The organism is Terriglobus albidus (genome assembly GCF_025685425.1).
In the GTDB taxonomy this organism is placed as follows: Bacteria; Acidobacteriota; Terriglobia; order Terriglobales; family Acidobacteriaceae; genus Terriglobus; species Terriglobus albidus.
Genome location: NZ_JAGTAS010000049.1, coordinates 39,189 through 56,083, shown reverse-complemented (window position 1 = coordinate 56,083; position 16,895 = coordinate 39,189). Strand labels below are relative to the sequence as shown.

Below are 16,895 nucleotides of genomic sequence, written 5' to 3'. Positions count from 1 at the left end.
TAACCAGGGCGGTTACGAACAGGATGTCCTGGTTTAAGCGCGAAGACAACGAGATCATCAACGACGACACCGAGAAGACAGTCCGCACGGAAGGTCTGTGGATCAAGTGCGAAGGTTGCCGGCAGATCATCTGGAAGGCCGATCTCGAAGCGAACCTGCAGGTCTGCCCCAAGTGCGGCAAGCACTTCCGCCTCGATGCCCGCTCGCGCATCAATCTGCTGCTTGAGCCCGGCTATCAGCTGGTCGACCTCGATCTGCGCTCCACCGACCCGCTGAACTTCACCGATCTTAAGAGCTACAGCAGCCGCTTGCAGGCAGCTCGGCGTAAGACCAACCTGAACGATGCCATTATCAATGCCATCGGTCAGATGGGGCCGCACCGTGTCGTCCTTTCCGTAATGGAATATGGCTTCATCGGCGGCTCCATGGGCTCGGTCGTGGGTGAGACCATCGCTCGCGCTGTGGACCGCGCTTACGAGATGAAGACGCCGCTCATCATCATCTCGGCCTCCGGCGGAGCGCGCATGATGGAAGGCATCGCCTCCCTGATGCAGCTTGCCAAGGTCTCAACGGCTCTTACGCGTCTCGACGCCGAGAAGATCCCGTTCATCTCCCTGATGACCGATCCCACCACCGGCGGCGTTACTGCCAGCTTCGCCATGCTCGGCGATCTCAATATCTCCGAGCCCGGAGCCCTGATCGGCTTCGCCGGCCCCCGCGTCATTGAGCAGACCATTCGCCAGAAACTCCCCGAAGGCTTCCAGCGCGCGGAGTTCCTGCTGGAGCACGGCTTCCTCGATGCCGTTGTTCCTCGCCGCGAGCTGAAGGACTACCTCATCCGCGCTCTAAGCTTCATGCAGCCGGCCTGAATCGTTAGAAAAGCAGGTTGAAAGTTAAACGTTGAAAGTTGAAGACGTCCTGTATGGGCAGGTGAGAACCTTGCTCACACGACACGTCTTCAATCATTCCGACCTTTGATAATTCGTATTCCGCTCTTTCATACTTCGTCTAGACCTTCCGAAGAACCGGCGCTTACGCACCTCCCATAGCAGCAGGGTAGTTGCCAGCCAGACACAGCAGGCAAGCGCAATGACAAGCACGGCATTGAGATGCGGCAGCAGCTTCCAGACAACCACGGCAAACAGCACGAGACCGGCGCATCCCAGGGCTGCTCCGGCGGCATCGATGGCCGCGGCCATCCGTCCTCGCTGTGTGCCATCGAATCCAATCTCGCGTTTGCGGGCACGTTCGTGCGACTCCACCAGGCTCACACTTGCCGGAAAGATCGCCGGAAAGGCTAGAAACAGTCCGCCGATCACGGGTCCGTAACGATGGGCGATGAATCCGGCGAGTGCTGTACAGGCTCCCCCGAAGCCGAATCGGAGGAGGAACTCACGAAGCTTCGCATCTTTGAGGGCTCGTAGTCTTACCTCGACCATGATCACGAACCTCCGAAGAGAGCAACCAGAGAGAACGCAGCAAGGAACCACAAAGGCATCAGACACACCGTCGACATCAAGGCGCTTATACGGAAGCGGCGCATGATCCAACTGACCGCGGCTGCATAGACAAGAAAAGCGATCGCTCCCAGAATCATCGATCGCCCTTCAATGGAAGCCACCTGCGGTCCCTTATGTCTGATCGTCAGACCCAGAGTGGCGAGCGCGATCGAGGGAGCCGCTCCGAACAGGCCGGCAAAACTCTTTGGCCGCAGAACGTCCCCAATCATTGCAAATGCGGTGACAACGGCTCCTCCAATCACAAATCGGATCAGGTACTCGCTCATACGACGTACCTCAACTATTTGGCCTGGGAAGAGGTGACCAGGCGCTTCGCTGTCTTCGGCCCCTTGCATCCGAGCAGCCGGTACTCCTTGCCCTCAAGCTTGTGGTAATTCACGAAGAACATCCCGACCTCCCGCAGCCACTTTTTTGGCAGGTCGTCGACGCTCTGAATGCTCGCATAGGACTGCGACGCTATCGCGACAGCCACCAGCCGATCATTGCGGATCTTCTTCTTGCCATCGAGCTGTTCGCCCTCAATGACACCCAGTATGCGAGCCTTTACCGCAACTCCTGGATGTGCCGGTTCATCCATCAGCAGAAGAACGTCCACCGGGTCGCCATCGTCACCCTTTGTCTTCGGTACAAAGCCGAAGTCATAGGGAAACACCATGCCCGCCGGCAAAGTCTTCTTCAGCGAGAAGATTCCCTGCTCGGGATCGAAAGCAAACTTATTGCGGCTTTTTGCTGGCGTCTCGATAATCACCTGCAGTACATCGTCGTCTCCATTCGTCGGAGATAGCGCACTGGGATCAGCCAATACCTTCATCACGCAGCTCCTCCTGGTGAGTCAAAAAAATGACGCGAATGAGTCCCCTCATCCGCGTCCCAGGACACACCTTAGAACTTCTTCAAGGACCCTTCCTTCCTCTTTCGAGGCAGGAAAATTCGATTCATGAGATTGCGGAACTATCTCGCAAGGTTGTACTTACGCAGGGGCATGGATCATTCGAGAAAGCGCGGGAGAAGAGATCGGCGCATTCTATGAACAAATCCTCCGCTCTGCTCTCAACGTGTGAAAGTCTTGTGTCCCTGACAGCTTAGATAAAACCCCGTCTCACTGCCGAAGCGTACAGATTCGGGATTTGCGATACGAGATCGTCCCACAACTCGCTCTCCACAAGTGACCGTTCCTCTCTCCTAAGTCCCGTCGAGTGTCCTGCTCATCCTCTCGTAGTGAACAATTATCGAAAAACGATAAAAATATATTGACAAAGCATACACCTGCTCCTATCGTTGCTTCTGTAGCGATGATTTGGTCGGCCAGGGAGGGATTGGGTATGCGTCCGGAACTCGAGAAAAAGCTGCATAGAATTCAGTCGTTCAGCCAAGTCCTCAGGCGAATCTGCCAGGCAGCGTTGCTGGTCATGTTCCTGTTGACGCTGGTCTGTATCGCCGGCATCTGCATTGGAAAGGGCAACATCGTCCGGGCATTCGATATCTCGATTCCCTTAGGCACACTTGGGGCGTATCAACGCATCCTTATGGCTCTGGTCGCGGTGCTCGCAATTGCTGTCCCTATCAAGGGGCTGTACCACCTGGAGCGGTTGTTCCGAAACTATGCAGAAGGCAAGATCTTTACCGTCGCATCCGCAAGCGAGATCCGGCAATTGGGTGTCACTGCTCTCCTGTGGGCAGCGGCCAATCTCGTATGGATCGCCGCCGCATTTACCTTGACCGAGCGGCATCTTCCCCATTCGTTCTACTTCCGCATGGACTCCATCGCCATTGGCGCGACGGTCATTGTCATCTCGTGGCTGATGGAGATGGCTGCGGCGATGCGAGAAGAAAACGAACTGACCATCTGACCTGACTGAAGGAGCGTTCGCGGTGCCTATTGTTGTGAATGTCGATGTCATGCTCGCCCGCCGCAAGATGAAGCTGAACACCCTGGCCGAACGGGTCGGCATCACGCCACAAAATCTGTCAGTTTTGAAAACCGGCCGCGCGAAAGCGATCCGGTTCAGCACGCTGGAACTGCTCTGCGAAGCTCTCGATTGCCAGCCGGGCGACCTGCTCGCGTTTGAAAAGCCATCTCCGGGAAGTCAGTTAGACCGCTCGTCTGAAGAAGAAGAGGAACTTGCAGAGCCATAGGGCGTATCGACAAATTCCAGATAGCCATACTATGGGTGCCCTATCCAACGCAACTCAGCCCACCGAACGAAGTTCGTCGGGGACCCGATACGCGATGGGTGGGATGTTCGAGCGAAGCTCGAATGGGTGGGAGCCGTGGGCTTTCAGCCCACGGTCTATCGGCTCAATATAGAAATGGGCTTTAGCCCTGGGCTTTTCACTTATAAACAGAGGAGGCCCAGGGCTAAAGCCCGTCTACTTTTACGCCTTTATCAGCGGGGCTGAAGCCCGCTGCTCCCACCAGTCCCTCATGCTTTATCAGATCAATTGAATTTGTCGATACACCCTGGTTCAGGAGTTCCCATTCATCTTGCGGCAAGCTGTTCAATAACCACCGTCTTAACGCTTCAACTTTCAAACCCTGCCAGAACTATCTACCTCCTCCCCGAGTAAACACAAACGGCTTCACCGTCCGCTCCAAAGGAATCGCAAGCTCTGTCACCTTACCCTGAGCGTCAAGACGAAAGCTCGCAACCAGTCGCCCCGTTAGCGGATCCGTCGCGGCGAAGGTGTCGTAGTTGTAATGATGGAAGTGCAGTGTGAGCGCGTCGAAGTGAAGATCGAGTACCTCTCCCTCCACCGTCATAGACACCTTGCCGAACGCAGGATGGAACCACTCTCCCGCATATGCGGAAAGCGGCAGCGTCGCGGGTGCGTGAGGCAGGCGTCCTGCTTCGAACGCCGCATCGGCAGCGGCGCTCTTTTGCCGTGCCGCATCGTTGCGCTGCTTGACGGCATCGATCTGATCGTGAAATGGGAGGTTGAGATAGCGACTGAGAAAGTTCTCCGTCACTGCTTTGGGCAGCGCTGTTTCGGCGTTATTCAACACCACGATGGCGGTGTGCTTTTCTGGAATCAGAGCCACCATCGTCGTAAATCCATTAATAGAGCCGTCGTGTAGCAGCAGACGATATCCGGCGCGGTGTTCGATGATCCAGCCCATCGCATAGCTGAGGTCGCCGTCGGCAGAGATGGCCCGGTGAATCTGCGCAAACTGCTTTGGCGAAAGCACCACCTTGCCGTCCACCGTACCGTCGCCCATGTGGAAGGCAAGGTACTTCAACATATCGCTGATCGACGAGTTCACGGCTCCGTTTGGACCGATGCCGAAGGCTTGATAGTCGTAGAACGGAATCGGTGCGGCTACATCTTTCGTGATCTCATGCGGCGCGGCGAAGTCCGGACTCTGCTGTATCTCGCGTGCTGAAGTATTGGAGTGCATCATGCCCAGAGGCACAAAGATGCGGTCGTGAAAGAGCTGTTCCCAACTCGTACCGTTCGCATAGCCGGCAAGGTCGCCCGCCACGACATACATCAGGTTGTTGTACTGGAAGGTCTCGCGAAAAGTATGGTTCGGTTCCAGGTAGCGCAAACGCTGGATAAGCTCATCGGGCGTGAGATGAGTGCTGTAGCGGATGAAGTCGTAGCGTGAAAGTCCGGACCGATGTCCCAGAAGATCCCGCGGCGTAATCAACTGCGTCGCAATCGGATCGTAGAGGCGAAAGCCGGGTAGATATTGAACTACGGGCGTATCAAAATCCAGCTTCCCGTCATCGACCATCGCCGCTACGGCCATTCCGGTAAACGACTTCGTGACCGAACCGATATCGAACAGCGTGTCGGCACCAACCGCCTCCGGCGAGCCCACGCGGCGGACTCCATAGCCTTTTGCCAGCACAACCTTGCCGTCGACAAGAATGCCAACAGCCACACCGGGAGCATGAAACACCCGCATCGCGTGCGCAACATCTGCATCAACGGTAGAAACATCGAATGCGGGTGCGGAAACCTGGCCAGTCAGAAAGGCAGAGCAAACGGCAAGCAGCCAAAGAGCGAATATGCGAGGAAGTTTCATAAGTGCATCTACGCATTAATTCGTAGGTTGGTTCCGTTCAGCAGCCCTATGAGCAGCGCAGGGTGGAAAAGCTCTGCTCACTTCTCGGCGAACTTAGAGATGTACGAATCTATTCGTTGATTTCTACGTAAATCTTCGTATATCCTCCTTCCATCGGAGGCTTCGATGAAGAAGCTAGCGGTCCTCTTACTGCTGCTGTCGCCCGTCTTCCTCTTTCCGCAAGCCAAGGATCCAGCTATCCCGCAACTGGAACAAGGGATTCCGCAGTGGATGCAGGCGGCCGGTATTCCCGGTGTCTCCATCGCGCTGGTGCGACACGGCAAGACCGAGTGGCTTCACAGCTTCGGCATGGCTGACGTGGCTTCGGGCCGTCCGGTCACACAGCAGACTATCTTCAATGTCGGCTCGCTCAGTAAAGTCGTCTTCTCGTACGCGGTGTTGCGTCTGGTCGACCAGGGCAAGCTCGATCTCGACACACCGCTCACGCACTATCTTCCGAAGCCCTATATTCCCAACGAGCCGCGCCTGGAAAAGATCACCGCCCGCATTGTGCTCAGCCATCGCACCGGTTTTCCTAACTGGAGGCCGGATAAGGACGGCCCATTGGTTATTCACTTCACGCCGGGAGAACGATTCAGCTACTCCGGTGAAGGCATGGTCTATCTGCAGGCAGCGATCGAAGCCATTACGCACAAGCAGATGGAAGACGTCATGCGGGAAGAGGTCTTCCAGTACCTGGGCATGAAGCACTCCAGCTATGTCTGGCATGAAGAGTGGGCGCCGTTGGTTGCCACTGGATATGAGAGTGGAGGTGCGCCTTATCCCATCTTCCATGCGAAGGTCGCGGGAGTCGCCGGCAGTCTTATCACCACACCGCAGGACTATGCGGGTTTCCTTGAGGCCATTCTCCGCGGCAAGGGGCTGAAGCCGGCCACGCTCCGCGAGATGGAGACACCGCAGATTGCCGTCGATCCCACATGCTTCATCTGTACCGATCAAGCGCCCGGCAGGCTCTCCGACAAGCTCTTCTGGGGGTTGGGTTGGGCGATCGAGAAAAACTCCTCCGGTACTTATCTCTGGCACTACGGTGACAACGGCGTCTTCAAGGCCTACGTTTCGGTTGACCTCAAGCGACGGGATGCCGTTGTGTACTTCGCCAACAGCCGCGACGGTCTCGCGATGGCTCCTGTTATTACCCAGACGGCTCTTGGTGGAGAACATACCTCGTTCTCATGGGTGAAGTATGACACCTATGACTCACCGGCGATGCGTTTCATGCAGTATTCCCTGCACCACTCCGTCACAGATACCCTGCAGACCTTCACTATGTCGCTTGAGGATGGAAGCATTACGGAAGGCAGTATGAACGCCTATGGTTACCGTCTCCTCACCGCGAAAGACTTCGATGGAGCCATTGCCGTCTTCCAGCGCAACGTCGCGCTTCACCCCCAATCCAGCAACTGCTATGACAGCCTGGGCGAAGCTTACATGGATGCGGGCAATAATCCCCTTGCAATCGCGAACTACGAAAAGGCCATCCAGCTCGATGCCCATGCCGATAATGCCCGGCAGATGCTGAACAAACTTGGGCAGACATCCAGCCACTAGCTCGTCATCCGCCATCGCTAGAGCATTTCTCCTAACTGTATAGAGCGGAGCTTTGCTCGGGAATCAGGATGGCGGCCCCATTGTCCGTGATGACGATGCGAAGTTCGCCCTGCTCACTGGATGGATCGAAGCTTGGGGGTGCCCCGCCCTTGCAACGTAAGTGGGTGGGAGTGGCAATAATTCCCAACAAAGCTGTCCGTGGTACCGATCAATACGGTAGCCTCGGTCTTTAGAAGTACAGGAGAGTCGGTTCCCGATGATATCGGCTGCACCTATATCTGCCCAAAGCGTGAAGCTTTCGCTTCGTCTGCGGACCGCTCCCGGCCTTCTTGGTCTGTTCTATCCGGTTCTGGTCTGGACCATCGCGGCGTGGTCGCCTTTCGCTCTGCTGCTGACGCTGCTTGCGCCGGCAGCGTGTTTCTACCTCGCATCGCGGCTGGCGCAGACAAACACTTACCGCCGCGCGACGAAGGTTGCTTATTTCGCCATCGGCGCACCGGCGCTCTACAGCTTTCTTGGCGGCTGGCTCGATTCGCAGCGATGGATTCCCTATCGCGCCAATGGCGTGTGGGTCCTGCTCTGGTGCGTTCTCCTGCTACTGGTTCTGATCGAACGGCCGGCGGCTGCTGACGATGCGGATGGACGCCCAGCAAAGCTGGCGGTTGCGCACGGAATCTCCGCGGCGCTGATCACCGTCTTCGCCATCGCTCACCTCGCCAACCATCTGACCGGGGTTCTCGGTGGATCAACACATATCGCTGTTATGCGCCATCTGCGTGTGGTCTACCGCGCACCAGTGGTAGAGAGCGTGTTGCTGGCCTGCGTTCTCTTTCAGGTTGCAACCGGCTGGGTGCTTCTCGCCTACAGGATGCGCAGGCCATTCTCCGGCTGGATCGGCACGGTACAGAACGCCTCCGGAATGTACCTCCTGCTCTTCTTCGCATCACACGTCAGTGCAGTGATGCGGGCCAGATATCTCCGCCATATCGATACCAACTGGGTCTGGCTGACGGCCGATAACCTGCTTAAGGACCCATGGAGTGTTCGCCTGGTGCCGTATTACTTCCTCGGTGTTCTGGCGCTCGCGGTGCATGGAGCTTGTGGCGTACGCCACGTCCTCGTTGAGCATGACCGGCCTCGCCTCGCGAATCGAGCGTTTGCAGCGATTGCCGCAGGAGGCGGAGTAATTGCCGTCGTCATTATTGTTGCGCTTGTGGCGGGGTCTCTGTCGCATTGAGGCCTACGCCTGCCGAAGACCCCAGGTGTGTCGCGACTTAGGAATAGCCCATACCCCGGGTGCCCGACATACGCGAAGGTTATGTGGGCATTCGAGCGAAGCTCGAACGGGCGGAGCCGTAGGCTTTAGCCCTGGGCCTTCTCTAAATAGCGAGCGGAGGCCCAGGGCTAAAGCCCGACGTTTTATAACTTGAATCAGCGGGCGGAAGCCCGCTGCTCCCACCCGGCTGTGACGGCCCCGCGACTAGCCGGCGCATCTTCTGTTTTTCCTGCCCTTGGACAAACCACCACTTATGATTAACAGAAGCGTGAAATACACCATCGCAGCTTTCTACCGCTTCCTGTCGATCGCAGAGCCCCAGGCTCTCGCGGCAGAGTTACGTAACCTTTTCCAGGACTCGGACCTGCGCGGCACGTCATTGATCGCCACAGAGGGCATCAATGGCACAATGGCCGGCTCTGCCGAAACCATCGATCGGCTTTTGGCGATCTTCACCGAGAAGGTCGGTCTCGACCGCGCCGAGGTGAAATTCACCACTTCGGAAACAGAGCCCTTCCGCAAACTGCGTTTTGCCGTCAAGCGCGAGATCATCACCTTCCGTCAGGACGTTGATCCAAACCAGCCCGGTACCTACGTCAGGCCTGAAGACTGGAATGAACTGATCGCGCAACACGACGTGTTGGTCCTCGACACCCGCAACAGTTACGAGACAGAGGTCGGTACCTTTGAAGGAGCCGTATTGCCGCAGACGGCCAGCTTCTCCGAGTTCGCGACGTATGTCCGCCAGAACCTCGATCCGGCAAAGCATCGCAAGGTGGCGATGTTCTGCACCGGCGGTATCCGTTGCGAGAAGGCCTCCGCCTTCATGCTCCAGGAAGGCTTTGAAGAGGTCTATCACCTGCGTGGCGGCATCCTGCGTTACCTGGAACAGGTGCCGGAGGAGCAGAGCAAGTGGCAGGGGCAGTGCTACATCTTCGATAAGCGCATGACGGTCGGCCGGGAAGACTTTCAATAAAAGGGCAAGACAGGTTCACTTTTTCAATGGGATCGGCGAATACTCCATGTAGATTTGGGCAATGACGATGCGCCGATCTCTATGCATCTTGCTCTGCACATTCGCAGCGAATCCGGTCTTTTCACAAAACAACACCGATGCGGCTGCACGGTTGAAGCAGACCATTGAGACCCTGAGCGCACCGTCGATGCAGGGTCGCGGTGTCGGTACCGAAGGCCTTCAGCGTTCGGCAGAATTGATCCGCAATGCGTTCCGCTCTGCCGGGCTTAAGAGCGGCGCGGCAGACGGCAGCTTCTTCCAGAAATTCCCTTACACGCCTGACAAATCAACAGGGAAAGAGATCTCGCTGCAGAACGTTGTCGGCGTCCTGCAACCTGCAGACTCGTCCGTGCGGGAGACCATCGTCATCGGAGCGCACTACGATCATCTCGGCTCGGGGCCGGCCTTCTCGCTTGCAAAAGGGGAGCAGAAACATGCTCTGCATCCCGGTGCGGACGATAATGCGTCGGGTGTCGCCCTGCTGCTGGAGCTCGCACGGCACTTCGCGGCTTCCGGTGCTGGTGTTCATAAGCGCATCGTCTTTATCGCCTTCTCAGGAGAAGAGGAAGGCGAGCTTGGCAGTAAGTACTACGTTGCGCATCCTTTCGCGACGCTGGCGGATACCGCGACAATGATCAATCTCGATATGGTCGGCCGGGTGCGCGAGAACATCATCGGGATAGCGGGCAACAAATCCGGGGACACATTCGACGCCATCCTCGATCAGGCAGCGACAGCCTCGCACCTGAGTATGATGCGCGGCGGCGATGACTATCCCGACGATAGCGATCATGGGCCGTTCGCCGCCGCGGGGGTGCCGTTTCTCTATATCTGTAGCGGATCGCATGACGATCGTCATACGCCCGGCGATACCGCCGACAAGATCAATGCACCAGGAATGGTTGAGGTCGCAAATCTGATGGAAAGCGTGATCGGAAAGCTGCTTACCTCATCGCGTCCCAGATTCGTTACCCGCCTTAAGTGACTGCAGCGTAAGGAGGGCAATGTTTCTCGATCTAACCCATGCATTAACGCTTTAACTTACAACTTTTAACTTTTAACTCAGTACTTATACTCCTTCCACAGATACTCCAGCGCCTCCGGCAACGTCTGCTGTTTCACAGTCCGATCCGTATGGCCGGCGTTCCGTGCGAAGACGAATTGATAGTGGTATCCCTTCGCCTTCAACACTCGGGCCATATTCTCATTGGCTACGACCCAGTCGTGCATGTTGTCGCGCATGACATTCGGATTCAAAAGGTCACGGTCGCCTACTTCCATCCATAGACGTATCGGCTTCCGCGCAGACTGCGGAATCAGATGTTCATGGAACTCCCACGCTCCATGCGCGGTCTTTGGATCACTCGGCCACTGCTGGTTCACGTAAGTGCCGGAGTAGGTCAGTACGCGATGGTAGAGCTCCGGGTGATACCAGGCCATGATCAACGCGCATGAGCCACCGGAGCTTCCACCCATGGTGGCGCGGCCCTCGGGGTCGCGCGTCAGCTTTACATGGAACTGTGACTCCACCTTTGGCAGGACCTCCTGCTCAACGAACTCCGCATAGCGTCCCGACATGGTGTCGTACTCAAGGCCACGTTCGCTTCCCTGAGCATCTCCGCTGCCGTTCGAGATGGAGATGGCAATCATCGGCGGCACCTTATGCGCCGCGATGAGTGAATCGAGCACGGTGAAGAGCAACGTGTCAGGCCCATCCGCGCCGACGATGAAGGGTGCAACTGTTCCCGCAACATACTGCTTCGGCACATAGACCGTGACCTTGCGCGTATAGGGCGCCGGATGGCTGGTGGTGACGATCAGCTTTGCCGGATCGTTCTGATCAGGAGTTCCGAAGGTGTTCGGTTCGCGCGCGATGCCCGGATAGATCTTGCTGTCGGCAGAGCTCAGTACAAACTCGCCGACGTCGCCATGCGGTATTCCTTCGTGAGCGACGGCTTCCGGAGCCGGCTGATGTGTCGGTCCGAGAATGAAGTTGCCATCCTGGTCCGCAGGAGGAAGCTGTCCGTCGGGCAAATCTTTTGCCTCGACGTAGCCAGGGGTGCGCGGATCGCGTGTCGGCGCCGGCTGCCGGGCAGGTGTCGTGGCCGGCGCCGCAGTCTGTGCAGGCGCTCCCGCATAGGTTGCCAGCAGAAGGACTACACAGGAGAGACGGTAGAGAGACAGACGCATCGCAGCTTTCACCTCGCCGCGAAGTATATCCCGCTAGCATGTATCGATAAATTCGATGCTAGGCCTGCTGAAAGCATGGTAATTCCTACTGCAAGGATGCTTTGGCAGGAGAGCGCTGAAGGCGCGTTCTATACCAGCCTGGGGCAACGCCCCAGGTCTCAGGCACATTGAAAGCCAAAGGGCTGAAGGCCCGCTCTATAACTCTGCAGGTATTTGGTGCATCCCTCAATGACCTGACGAGCAATCTGAGATAAGTTCAAGAAGCGAGTAATGATCGAGTGCGATCGCCGTTCATCGGAACGGCGCGCTATCGAGGCTCTTTAGCCAACGGCCTGAGGGCTGCAACCCAGCTTCGCAGCGGTGTGGTTCCGTTCACCTCAGAGAGCACCACCGCATCGAAGAACTCCGGATTGCCATGCGCAGCCCGAGCCTTCTGCAGGTCGGCGAGGCCGTTAACCGAGGTCAGGTACGAGATCAGCGCGTTCGTGTGATACCCGGCGAGCACCAGGACGAAGCTATCGGAGGAGTGGCCCGGCAGCAGAGCAACGATTCCCGGAGCCACGATCCTCGTCGGTGACTCACGCACCGTCTCGAAGTGCACCGGCGCCTTCAGACCGGGCGTCGCGTCTTCAATGAACTGCTTATGCTCCGGAATCCGGAAGTGGAGCTTGTCCAGATACGCCTGATACGGGGCCAGCGTTCCCACGGTACCCAGCAGGATCAGGTTGGCGCTATCAGCCGACTCCGGTGAGAGCTCAGTACTGCTCGACGGGCTGATCTTTGTCCCCAGCGGCTGCAGATACTGAGCCAACCGAAAGACAGCCCGTGTGTCCGACGCGACCGTGTAGTCCTGCGCCAGGATTGGCTTCCCACGCTGTCCTTCCAGCCCAGACAACGAGGGTGACCGTTCGAGATCGTGATACGAGTTCACCGCCGGGTCGCGCACCACCAGCGTGTCGCCGTTCTTGTCGACCCAGGTAAAGAAGACCGGGTTCGGAAAGACGATCTGTGTTGGCCGTCCACCCTTCAGTAGATTTGCCCAGAAGGGGGAGACCGCCGCAGAAGAGGACTCCGCCGCCAGGTTCTGACTTCGGCGTTCCCACCGTGAACCAAGCAGCCATCCAAGCGCGAGCGTTCCCAGAGCCGCAACACAGAACCAGAGGTATCGAGTCGCTGGCGGTTTTGCGACCGCGGGCTCCGGAACTATCGCGGGCACAACCGGAGCAGCGAGCGGCGGCGGGTTCACCTGCACCAGAAGATCAGGTGCCACACCATCTTTGGAGACGGGTTCCGCCTGCAGCTGGTAAGAGCCCAGAGGAATGGAGAGCCGCCACGGGTCCTGGGCGCCTTCGTCGTCGTAGAACCCTTTCAGCTTCTGGCGGAGGCGCGCTATCTGCACCCGGACCGCCGCGTCCGTTCGTGGATCGAAGTCCGATCTGCGGTCCAGTGCCTCAGTGGCGATGGCGTATTCGTTCAGCTCTTCTGTCCGGTGCTCCCACAGATAGACCAGCAGGCGCTTCATCGCCGGGGACTTCTCCAGCAGGCGGCTGGCCAGAGGTCCGCGAAGCTCTACAGCACCCTCAGCGCTCTCCGCTGCACCCGAAAGAAGAGACGATGTCGTCATGCCGCGCGCCTTCCGCGAAACCTACAAATCCTTGTAGGTTATTGAAAAAAGGACGTTACATCGTAACATAACCCCTCGCAACTCGACAATTTGCAGCCTCGGGATCGAACCTTGCCGACGTCTCAACGGAGGGCCTGCAACTTGTTCGTCCATACACAGTTTTCAAAAAAATTCGTTTTCCCGGTCTCCTGGTCTCTGTCCGCAACCGGTCGTTCTCTCATCTTCCTGCTCGCCTTGCTGACGGTCTTCATCCTCATGCCGAAGACAGCCGAGGCGCAGAGCTACACCTCCCAGGTCACCGGCCTGGTGAAGGACACCGCCGGAGCCATCGTTCCCAACGCCGTCCTGGTGGCGACCGATACGGCTCGGGGAACTTCGATCAGCTCCAAGTCCGACGAACAGGGTGTCTACCGGTTCCCGTCGCTCCAGCCATCCACCTACCGCATCTCGTGCACCATGCCCGGCTTCCGCGCCTTCCAACAGGAGAACGTCACCCTTCTGGTCGACCAGGTACTGCAGCTCGACATCACGCTGGAGGTGGGCGAGGTGAAGGAGATCGTCACCGTCACCAGCATGTCGACTGGTGTCGAGACCGCCAACGCATCGCTCGGCCAGGTCGTGACTCAGCGCGAGATCGAGGAGCTTCCGCTCAACCTGCGCGATTCGCTCGGGCTTATCGCACTGACACCCGGCACCGTGCTCGGATCGAACTTCAGTGACGGTGGCGGCGGCAACATCGGCCGTAACTACTTCCGCTCCGACTTCAACGTCGGCGGAGGCCGCAGCGGCTCGCAGGCCATCATGCTCGACGGAGCGCCCAACACCACCGGCGACGTCAGCCGTGCCGTCATCAGCCCGCCGGTCGACGCCGTGCAGGAGTTCAAGGTTCAGGCCACCAGCTATGACGCACAGTTCGGCCGCACCTCAGGCGGCATCGTCAACGTGCTTACCAAATCCGGAACGAATGACATCCATGGCAGTGTCTATGACTTCGAGCGCGACAGCTCGATGGACGCCAGCAACTACTTCGCAACCGGCAATGTGCCCAACTATCATCGCCGTCAGACCGGCGGCGTGGTCGGCTTTCCCATCCTTCGCGACCGCTGGTTCATCTTCGGCGACTTCGAGGCCCTGCGGCAGCAGCTTCCGGTCAGCACTCTCTCCAGCGTGCCAACACAGGCACAGCGCTCCGGCGACTTCTCCTCGACCTACTACCAGGCTTCGGCTGCGAGTGCTCCGGTGCAGGTAACCATCTATGACCCGGCAACTTATAACGCCACTACTGGACGACGCACGGCGTTCAAGGGGAACATCATTCCCTCCAACCGCATCAATCCGTTGGCACTGAACATCCTGAAGTCGTACCCGCTGCCGAACCAGGCGGGCAATGCCGTCACCAACGTCAACAACTTCATCTACACCGACAACTCGGTCACCAATACCAACAAGTACGACCTCCGGACGGATCTGCATCCCGGAGAGAAGACAACGGTCTTTGGCCGCTTCTCACGGCAGACCGATGCGCGCATCGTCCCCGGAGCCATGCCGCCTGCCATCGCCGGCACCGTAACCGACGATCACTATGCGCAGATCGTCGTCGGCCTCTCTCGCGTCATCACGCAGAATCTTTTCGCCAATATCCAGACCTCATTCACCCGCGGCCTGGCGAATCAGGCAGGCGGTCTGCCTACGGTTGATCTTGCCGGTCTGGGCTTTTCCTCTACCTTTGCCTCTACCGCTGCCCCGCAGCTTCCGATCATCTCGATGACGGATTACCGTGCGCTCACGCAGAAGAGCTCCGTGGGCCAGCAGCATCAGCCCAGAAACAACTACGTCACCACCGGCCTGCTGACTTATACACGCGGACGCCACTCCTGGAAGTTCGGCGCGGAGTACTGGATCCTCAACTTCAACGAGTATCAGAACGCGAACTCCTCCGGCACCCTGAAGTTCGATCACACTTTCACGCAGCAGAACCCAACCGCAGCTACCAGTAAGACGCAGGGTAATGATCTGGCCAGCTTCCTGCTTGGCATTCCGTCGGGTGTGAGTTCGACAACCGGCGCCGCTGGAAGCTACATCCGCAAGGTCGCGGCCATCTCCACGGGAGGCCTGTACTCCGCTCTCTTCGTGCAGGATGACTTTCGCGCGACGTCACACCTTACGCTGAACTTCGGTCTGCGCTGGGACCTCAGCCGCGGCAACCGCGAGAAGTACAACCGCGTTGCATGGTTTGATCCCACAGCTCCCAGTCCTCTCGCCGGTCCCGCTCATCTGCCAAACCTCACCGGTGTCGCCGTATGGGCAGGCAGCGGTCACTCGAAAGATCAGCAGGAGACCAAGTGGACCAACTTCAATCCGCGCTTTGGCTTCGCCTATCAGTTGCCGCATCAGGCAGTGCTGCGCGGAGGCTACGGCATCTTCTTCCTGCCTAAGTCCGTGCAGGCCAGCGGTGCAGGAGCCATTGGCACAACTGTCGATACATTGATGCCGATCGACAGTGTGATCCCAACAAACTCACTGACTGATCCCTTCCCGCAGGGAGCGACGCTGCCCAGCAATAACCGCGATCCAAATACCGGCGCAGGCTCCACCATCAGCATCCCGCTCTATCACTACACCTCCGGCTACGTGCAGATGTTCAGTCTCGACTTCCAGAAGCAGCTTCCCTTCGGATTCGTGCTCGACACGCACTACTGGGGAAACCTGGGGACGCACATCGCCACCTCGAAGAACCTGAACCAGCTGCCGAACCAATATCTGAGCCTCGGTTCGAAGCTCACGACAACTACGGTACCCAATCCGTTCTATGGCGTGCTCGCCAACCAGTCGGCGCCCGGGCAGAAGACCATCACCCTCCGCCAGTCGCTGCTGCCCTATCCGCAGTATGTCGGTGACGGTGGAGTGGTGCAGGTCTACGAGCCCGCAGGAAAGACCAACTACAACGCGGGAACGGTGCAGGTGACCAAGCGTTTCTCGAAGGCGCTCAGCGTGAATGCTGCCTACACCTATGCGAAATCGATGGATAACCTCGGTGTTCCGCTGGACTCCTACAACCGCGCCGGAGAGTATGCACTCTCCGACCAGGATGCTACGCATCAGGCCATCATCAGCTTCCTCGGGCAGCTTCCCTTCGGTCGTGGAAGACGCTTTGCCCACGGCATGAATCGCCTGATGGAGACCGCGCTTGGCGGCTGGGATGCCAACACCATCATCCGTCTGCAGTCCGGCTTCCCGGTGAACATCGCCCGTCCGGCGGTGCTTGCTCCGGGAGCTAATCCGCACCTCGACAATCCGACGCCACAGCAGTGGTTCGATACCAGCGTCATCACCAGTGCAGGCTCTTATTCCTTCGGAAATATGGGCCGGCAGATTCCGCACGTGCGTAGCGACATGCTGCAGAACGTTGACTTCGTCCTGGTAAAGAACATCGCCGCAAGCTGGCATGACCACACCATTACGACGCAGTTGCGTGCGGAGTCCTACAACTTCCTCAACCATCCGCAGATGTCAGCTCCGAACGGAACGCCTACGTCGGCCAACTTCGGTACCGTGACCACGCAGGCAAACCGCCCGCGCGCCTTCCAGTTCGCCGTGAAGGTGAAGTTCTGATCCTCGCTCCAACAGCAACC

The 16,895-nt window shown here is 58.0% G+C and carries 14 protein-coding genes; 8 read left to right on the top strand and 6 right to left on the bottom strand.

Annotation, left to right across the window (positions count from 1 at the left end):
• Positions 1-23: 23 nt before the first annotated feature.
• Positions 24-869 carry an acetyl-CoA carboxylase, carboxyltransferase subunit beta gene (gene accD / locus OHL21_RS09080; protein ID WP_263416942.1) on the top strand — a complete coding sequence of 282 codons (846 nt, stop codon included), beginning with the start codon at positions 24-26 and terminating at the stop codon, positions 867-869.
• A gap of 93 nt (positions 870-962) precedes the next feature.
• On the opposite strand, the gene OHL21_RS09075 is transcribed toward accD, so the two are convergent.
• From OHL21_RS09075 to OHL21_RS09065, 3 genes are read right to left on the bottom strand one after another with little or no spacing between them, the layout of a single operon-like run.
• Positions 963-1,439, bottom strand: a complete 477-nt coding sequence (locus OHL21_RS09075; RefSeq protein WP_263416941.1) for a DUF3147 family protein — start codon at positions 1,437-1,439, stop codon at positions 963-965.
• A gap of 2 nt (positions 1,440-1,441) precedes the next feature.
• Positions 1,442-1,786 carry a DUF3147 family protein gene (locus tag OHL21_RS09070; RefSeq protein WP_263416940.1) on the bottom strand — a complete coding sequence of 115 codons (345 nt, stop codon included), beginning with the start codon at positions 1,784-1,786 and terminating at the stop codon, positions 1,442-1,444.
• Between the two features lie 14 nt (positions 1,787-1,800).
• Positions 1,801-2,331: an inorganic diphosphatase gene (locus OHL21_RS09065; RefSeq protein ID WP_263417069.1), complete on the bottom strand. Its 531-nt coding sequence runs from the start codon at positions 2,329-2,331 to the stop codon at positions 1,801-1,803.
• A 511-nt stretch (positions 2,332-2,842) separates the two neighbouring features.
• Between OHL21_RS09065 and OHL21_RS09060 the strand changes: the two genes are divergently transcribed.
• Positions 2,843-3,370 (top strand): DUF2975 domain-containing protein, encoded by a 528-nt coding sequence (locus OHL21_RS09060; protein ID WP_263416939.1) that lies wholly within the window; start codon positions 2,843-2,845, stop codon positions 3,368-3,370.
• Between the two features lie 22 nt (positions 3,371-3,392).
• Entirely contained in the window at positions 3,393-3,656 is a 264-nt protein-coding gene (locus OHL21_RS09055; RefSeq protein WP_263416938.1) for a helix-turn-helix domain-containing protein, read from the top strand.
• Between the two features lie 409 nt (positions 3,657-4,065).
• Here the strand turns inward: OHL21_RS09055 and OHL21_RS09050 are convergent, their stop codons facing one another.
• Positions 4,066-5,550, bottom strand: a complete 1,485-nt coding sequence (locus tag OHL21_RS09050) for a serine hydrolase (protein WP_263416937.1) — start codon at positions 5,548-5,550, stop codon at positions 4,066-4,068.
• A gap of 165 nt (positions 5,551-5,715) precedes the next feature.
• On the opposite strand from OHL21_RS09050, the gene OHL21_RS09045 reads away from it, so the two are divergent.
• The 4 genes from OHL21_RS09045 to OHL21_RS09030 all read left to right on the top strand — a co-directional run bounded on the left by OHL21_RS09045 (position 5,716) and on the right by OHL21_RS09030 (position 10,434).
• A complete protein-coding gene (locus OHL21_RS09045; RefSeq protein ID WP_263416936.1) occupies positions 5,716-7,158 on the top strand; it encodes a serine hydrolase in 1,443 nt (480 codons plus the stop codon).
• Positions 7,159-7,414: 256 nt separating this feature from the next.
• Positions 7,415-8,395 carry a hypothetical protein gene (locus OHL21_RS09040; RefSeq protein ID WP_263416935.1) on the top strand — a complete coding sequence of 327 codons (981 nt, stop codon included), beginning with the start codon at positions 7,415-7,417 and terminating at the stop codon, positions 8,393-8,395.
• 292 nt (positions 8,396-8,687) lie between these two features.
• Complete coding sequence (trhO, locus tag OHL21_RS09035) at positions 8,688-9,410, top strand: oxygen-dependent tRNA uridine(34) hydroxylase TrhO (protein ID WP_263416934.1); 723 nt, start codon at positions 8,688-8,690, stop codon at positions 9,408-9,410.
• Positions 9,411-9,471: 61 nt separating this feature from the next.
• Entirely contained in the window at positions 9,472-10,434 is a 963-nt protein-coding gene (locus OHL21_RS09030; RefSeq protein WP_263416933.1) for a M20/M25/M40 family metallo-hydrolase, read from the top strand.
• A 77-nt stretch (positions 10,435-10,511) separates the two neighbouring features.
• On the opposite strand, the gene OHL21_RS09025 is transcribed toward OHL21_RS09030, so the two are convergent.
• Both OHL21_RS09025 and OHL21_RS09020 read right to left on the bottom strand, forming a co-directional pair.
• Positions 10,512-11,639: an alpha/beta hydrolase gene (locus OHL21_RS09025; RefSeq protein ID WP_263416932.1), complete on the bottom strand. Its 1,128-nt coding sequence runs from the start codon at positions 11,637-11,639 to the stop codon at positions 10,512-10,514.
• Positions 11,640-11,946: 307 nt separating this feature from the next.
• Entirely contained in the window at positions 11,947-13,263 is a 1,317-nt protein-coding gene (locus tag OHL21_RS09020) for a hypothetical protein (protein WP_263416931.1), read from the bottom strand.
• A gap of 141 nt (positions 13,264-13,404) precedes the next feature.
• Between OHL21_RS09020 and OHL21_RS09015 the strand changes: the two genes are divergently transcribed.
• Entirely contained in the window at positions 13,405-16,875 is a 3,471-nt protein-coding gene (locus OHL21_RS09015; protein WP_263416930.1) for a TonB-dependent receptor, read from the top strand.
• Positions 16,876-16,895 lie beyond the last annotated feature (20 nt).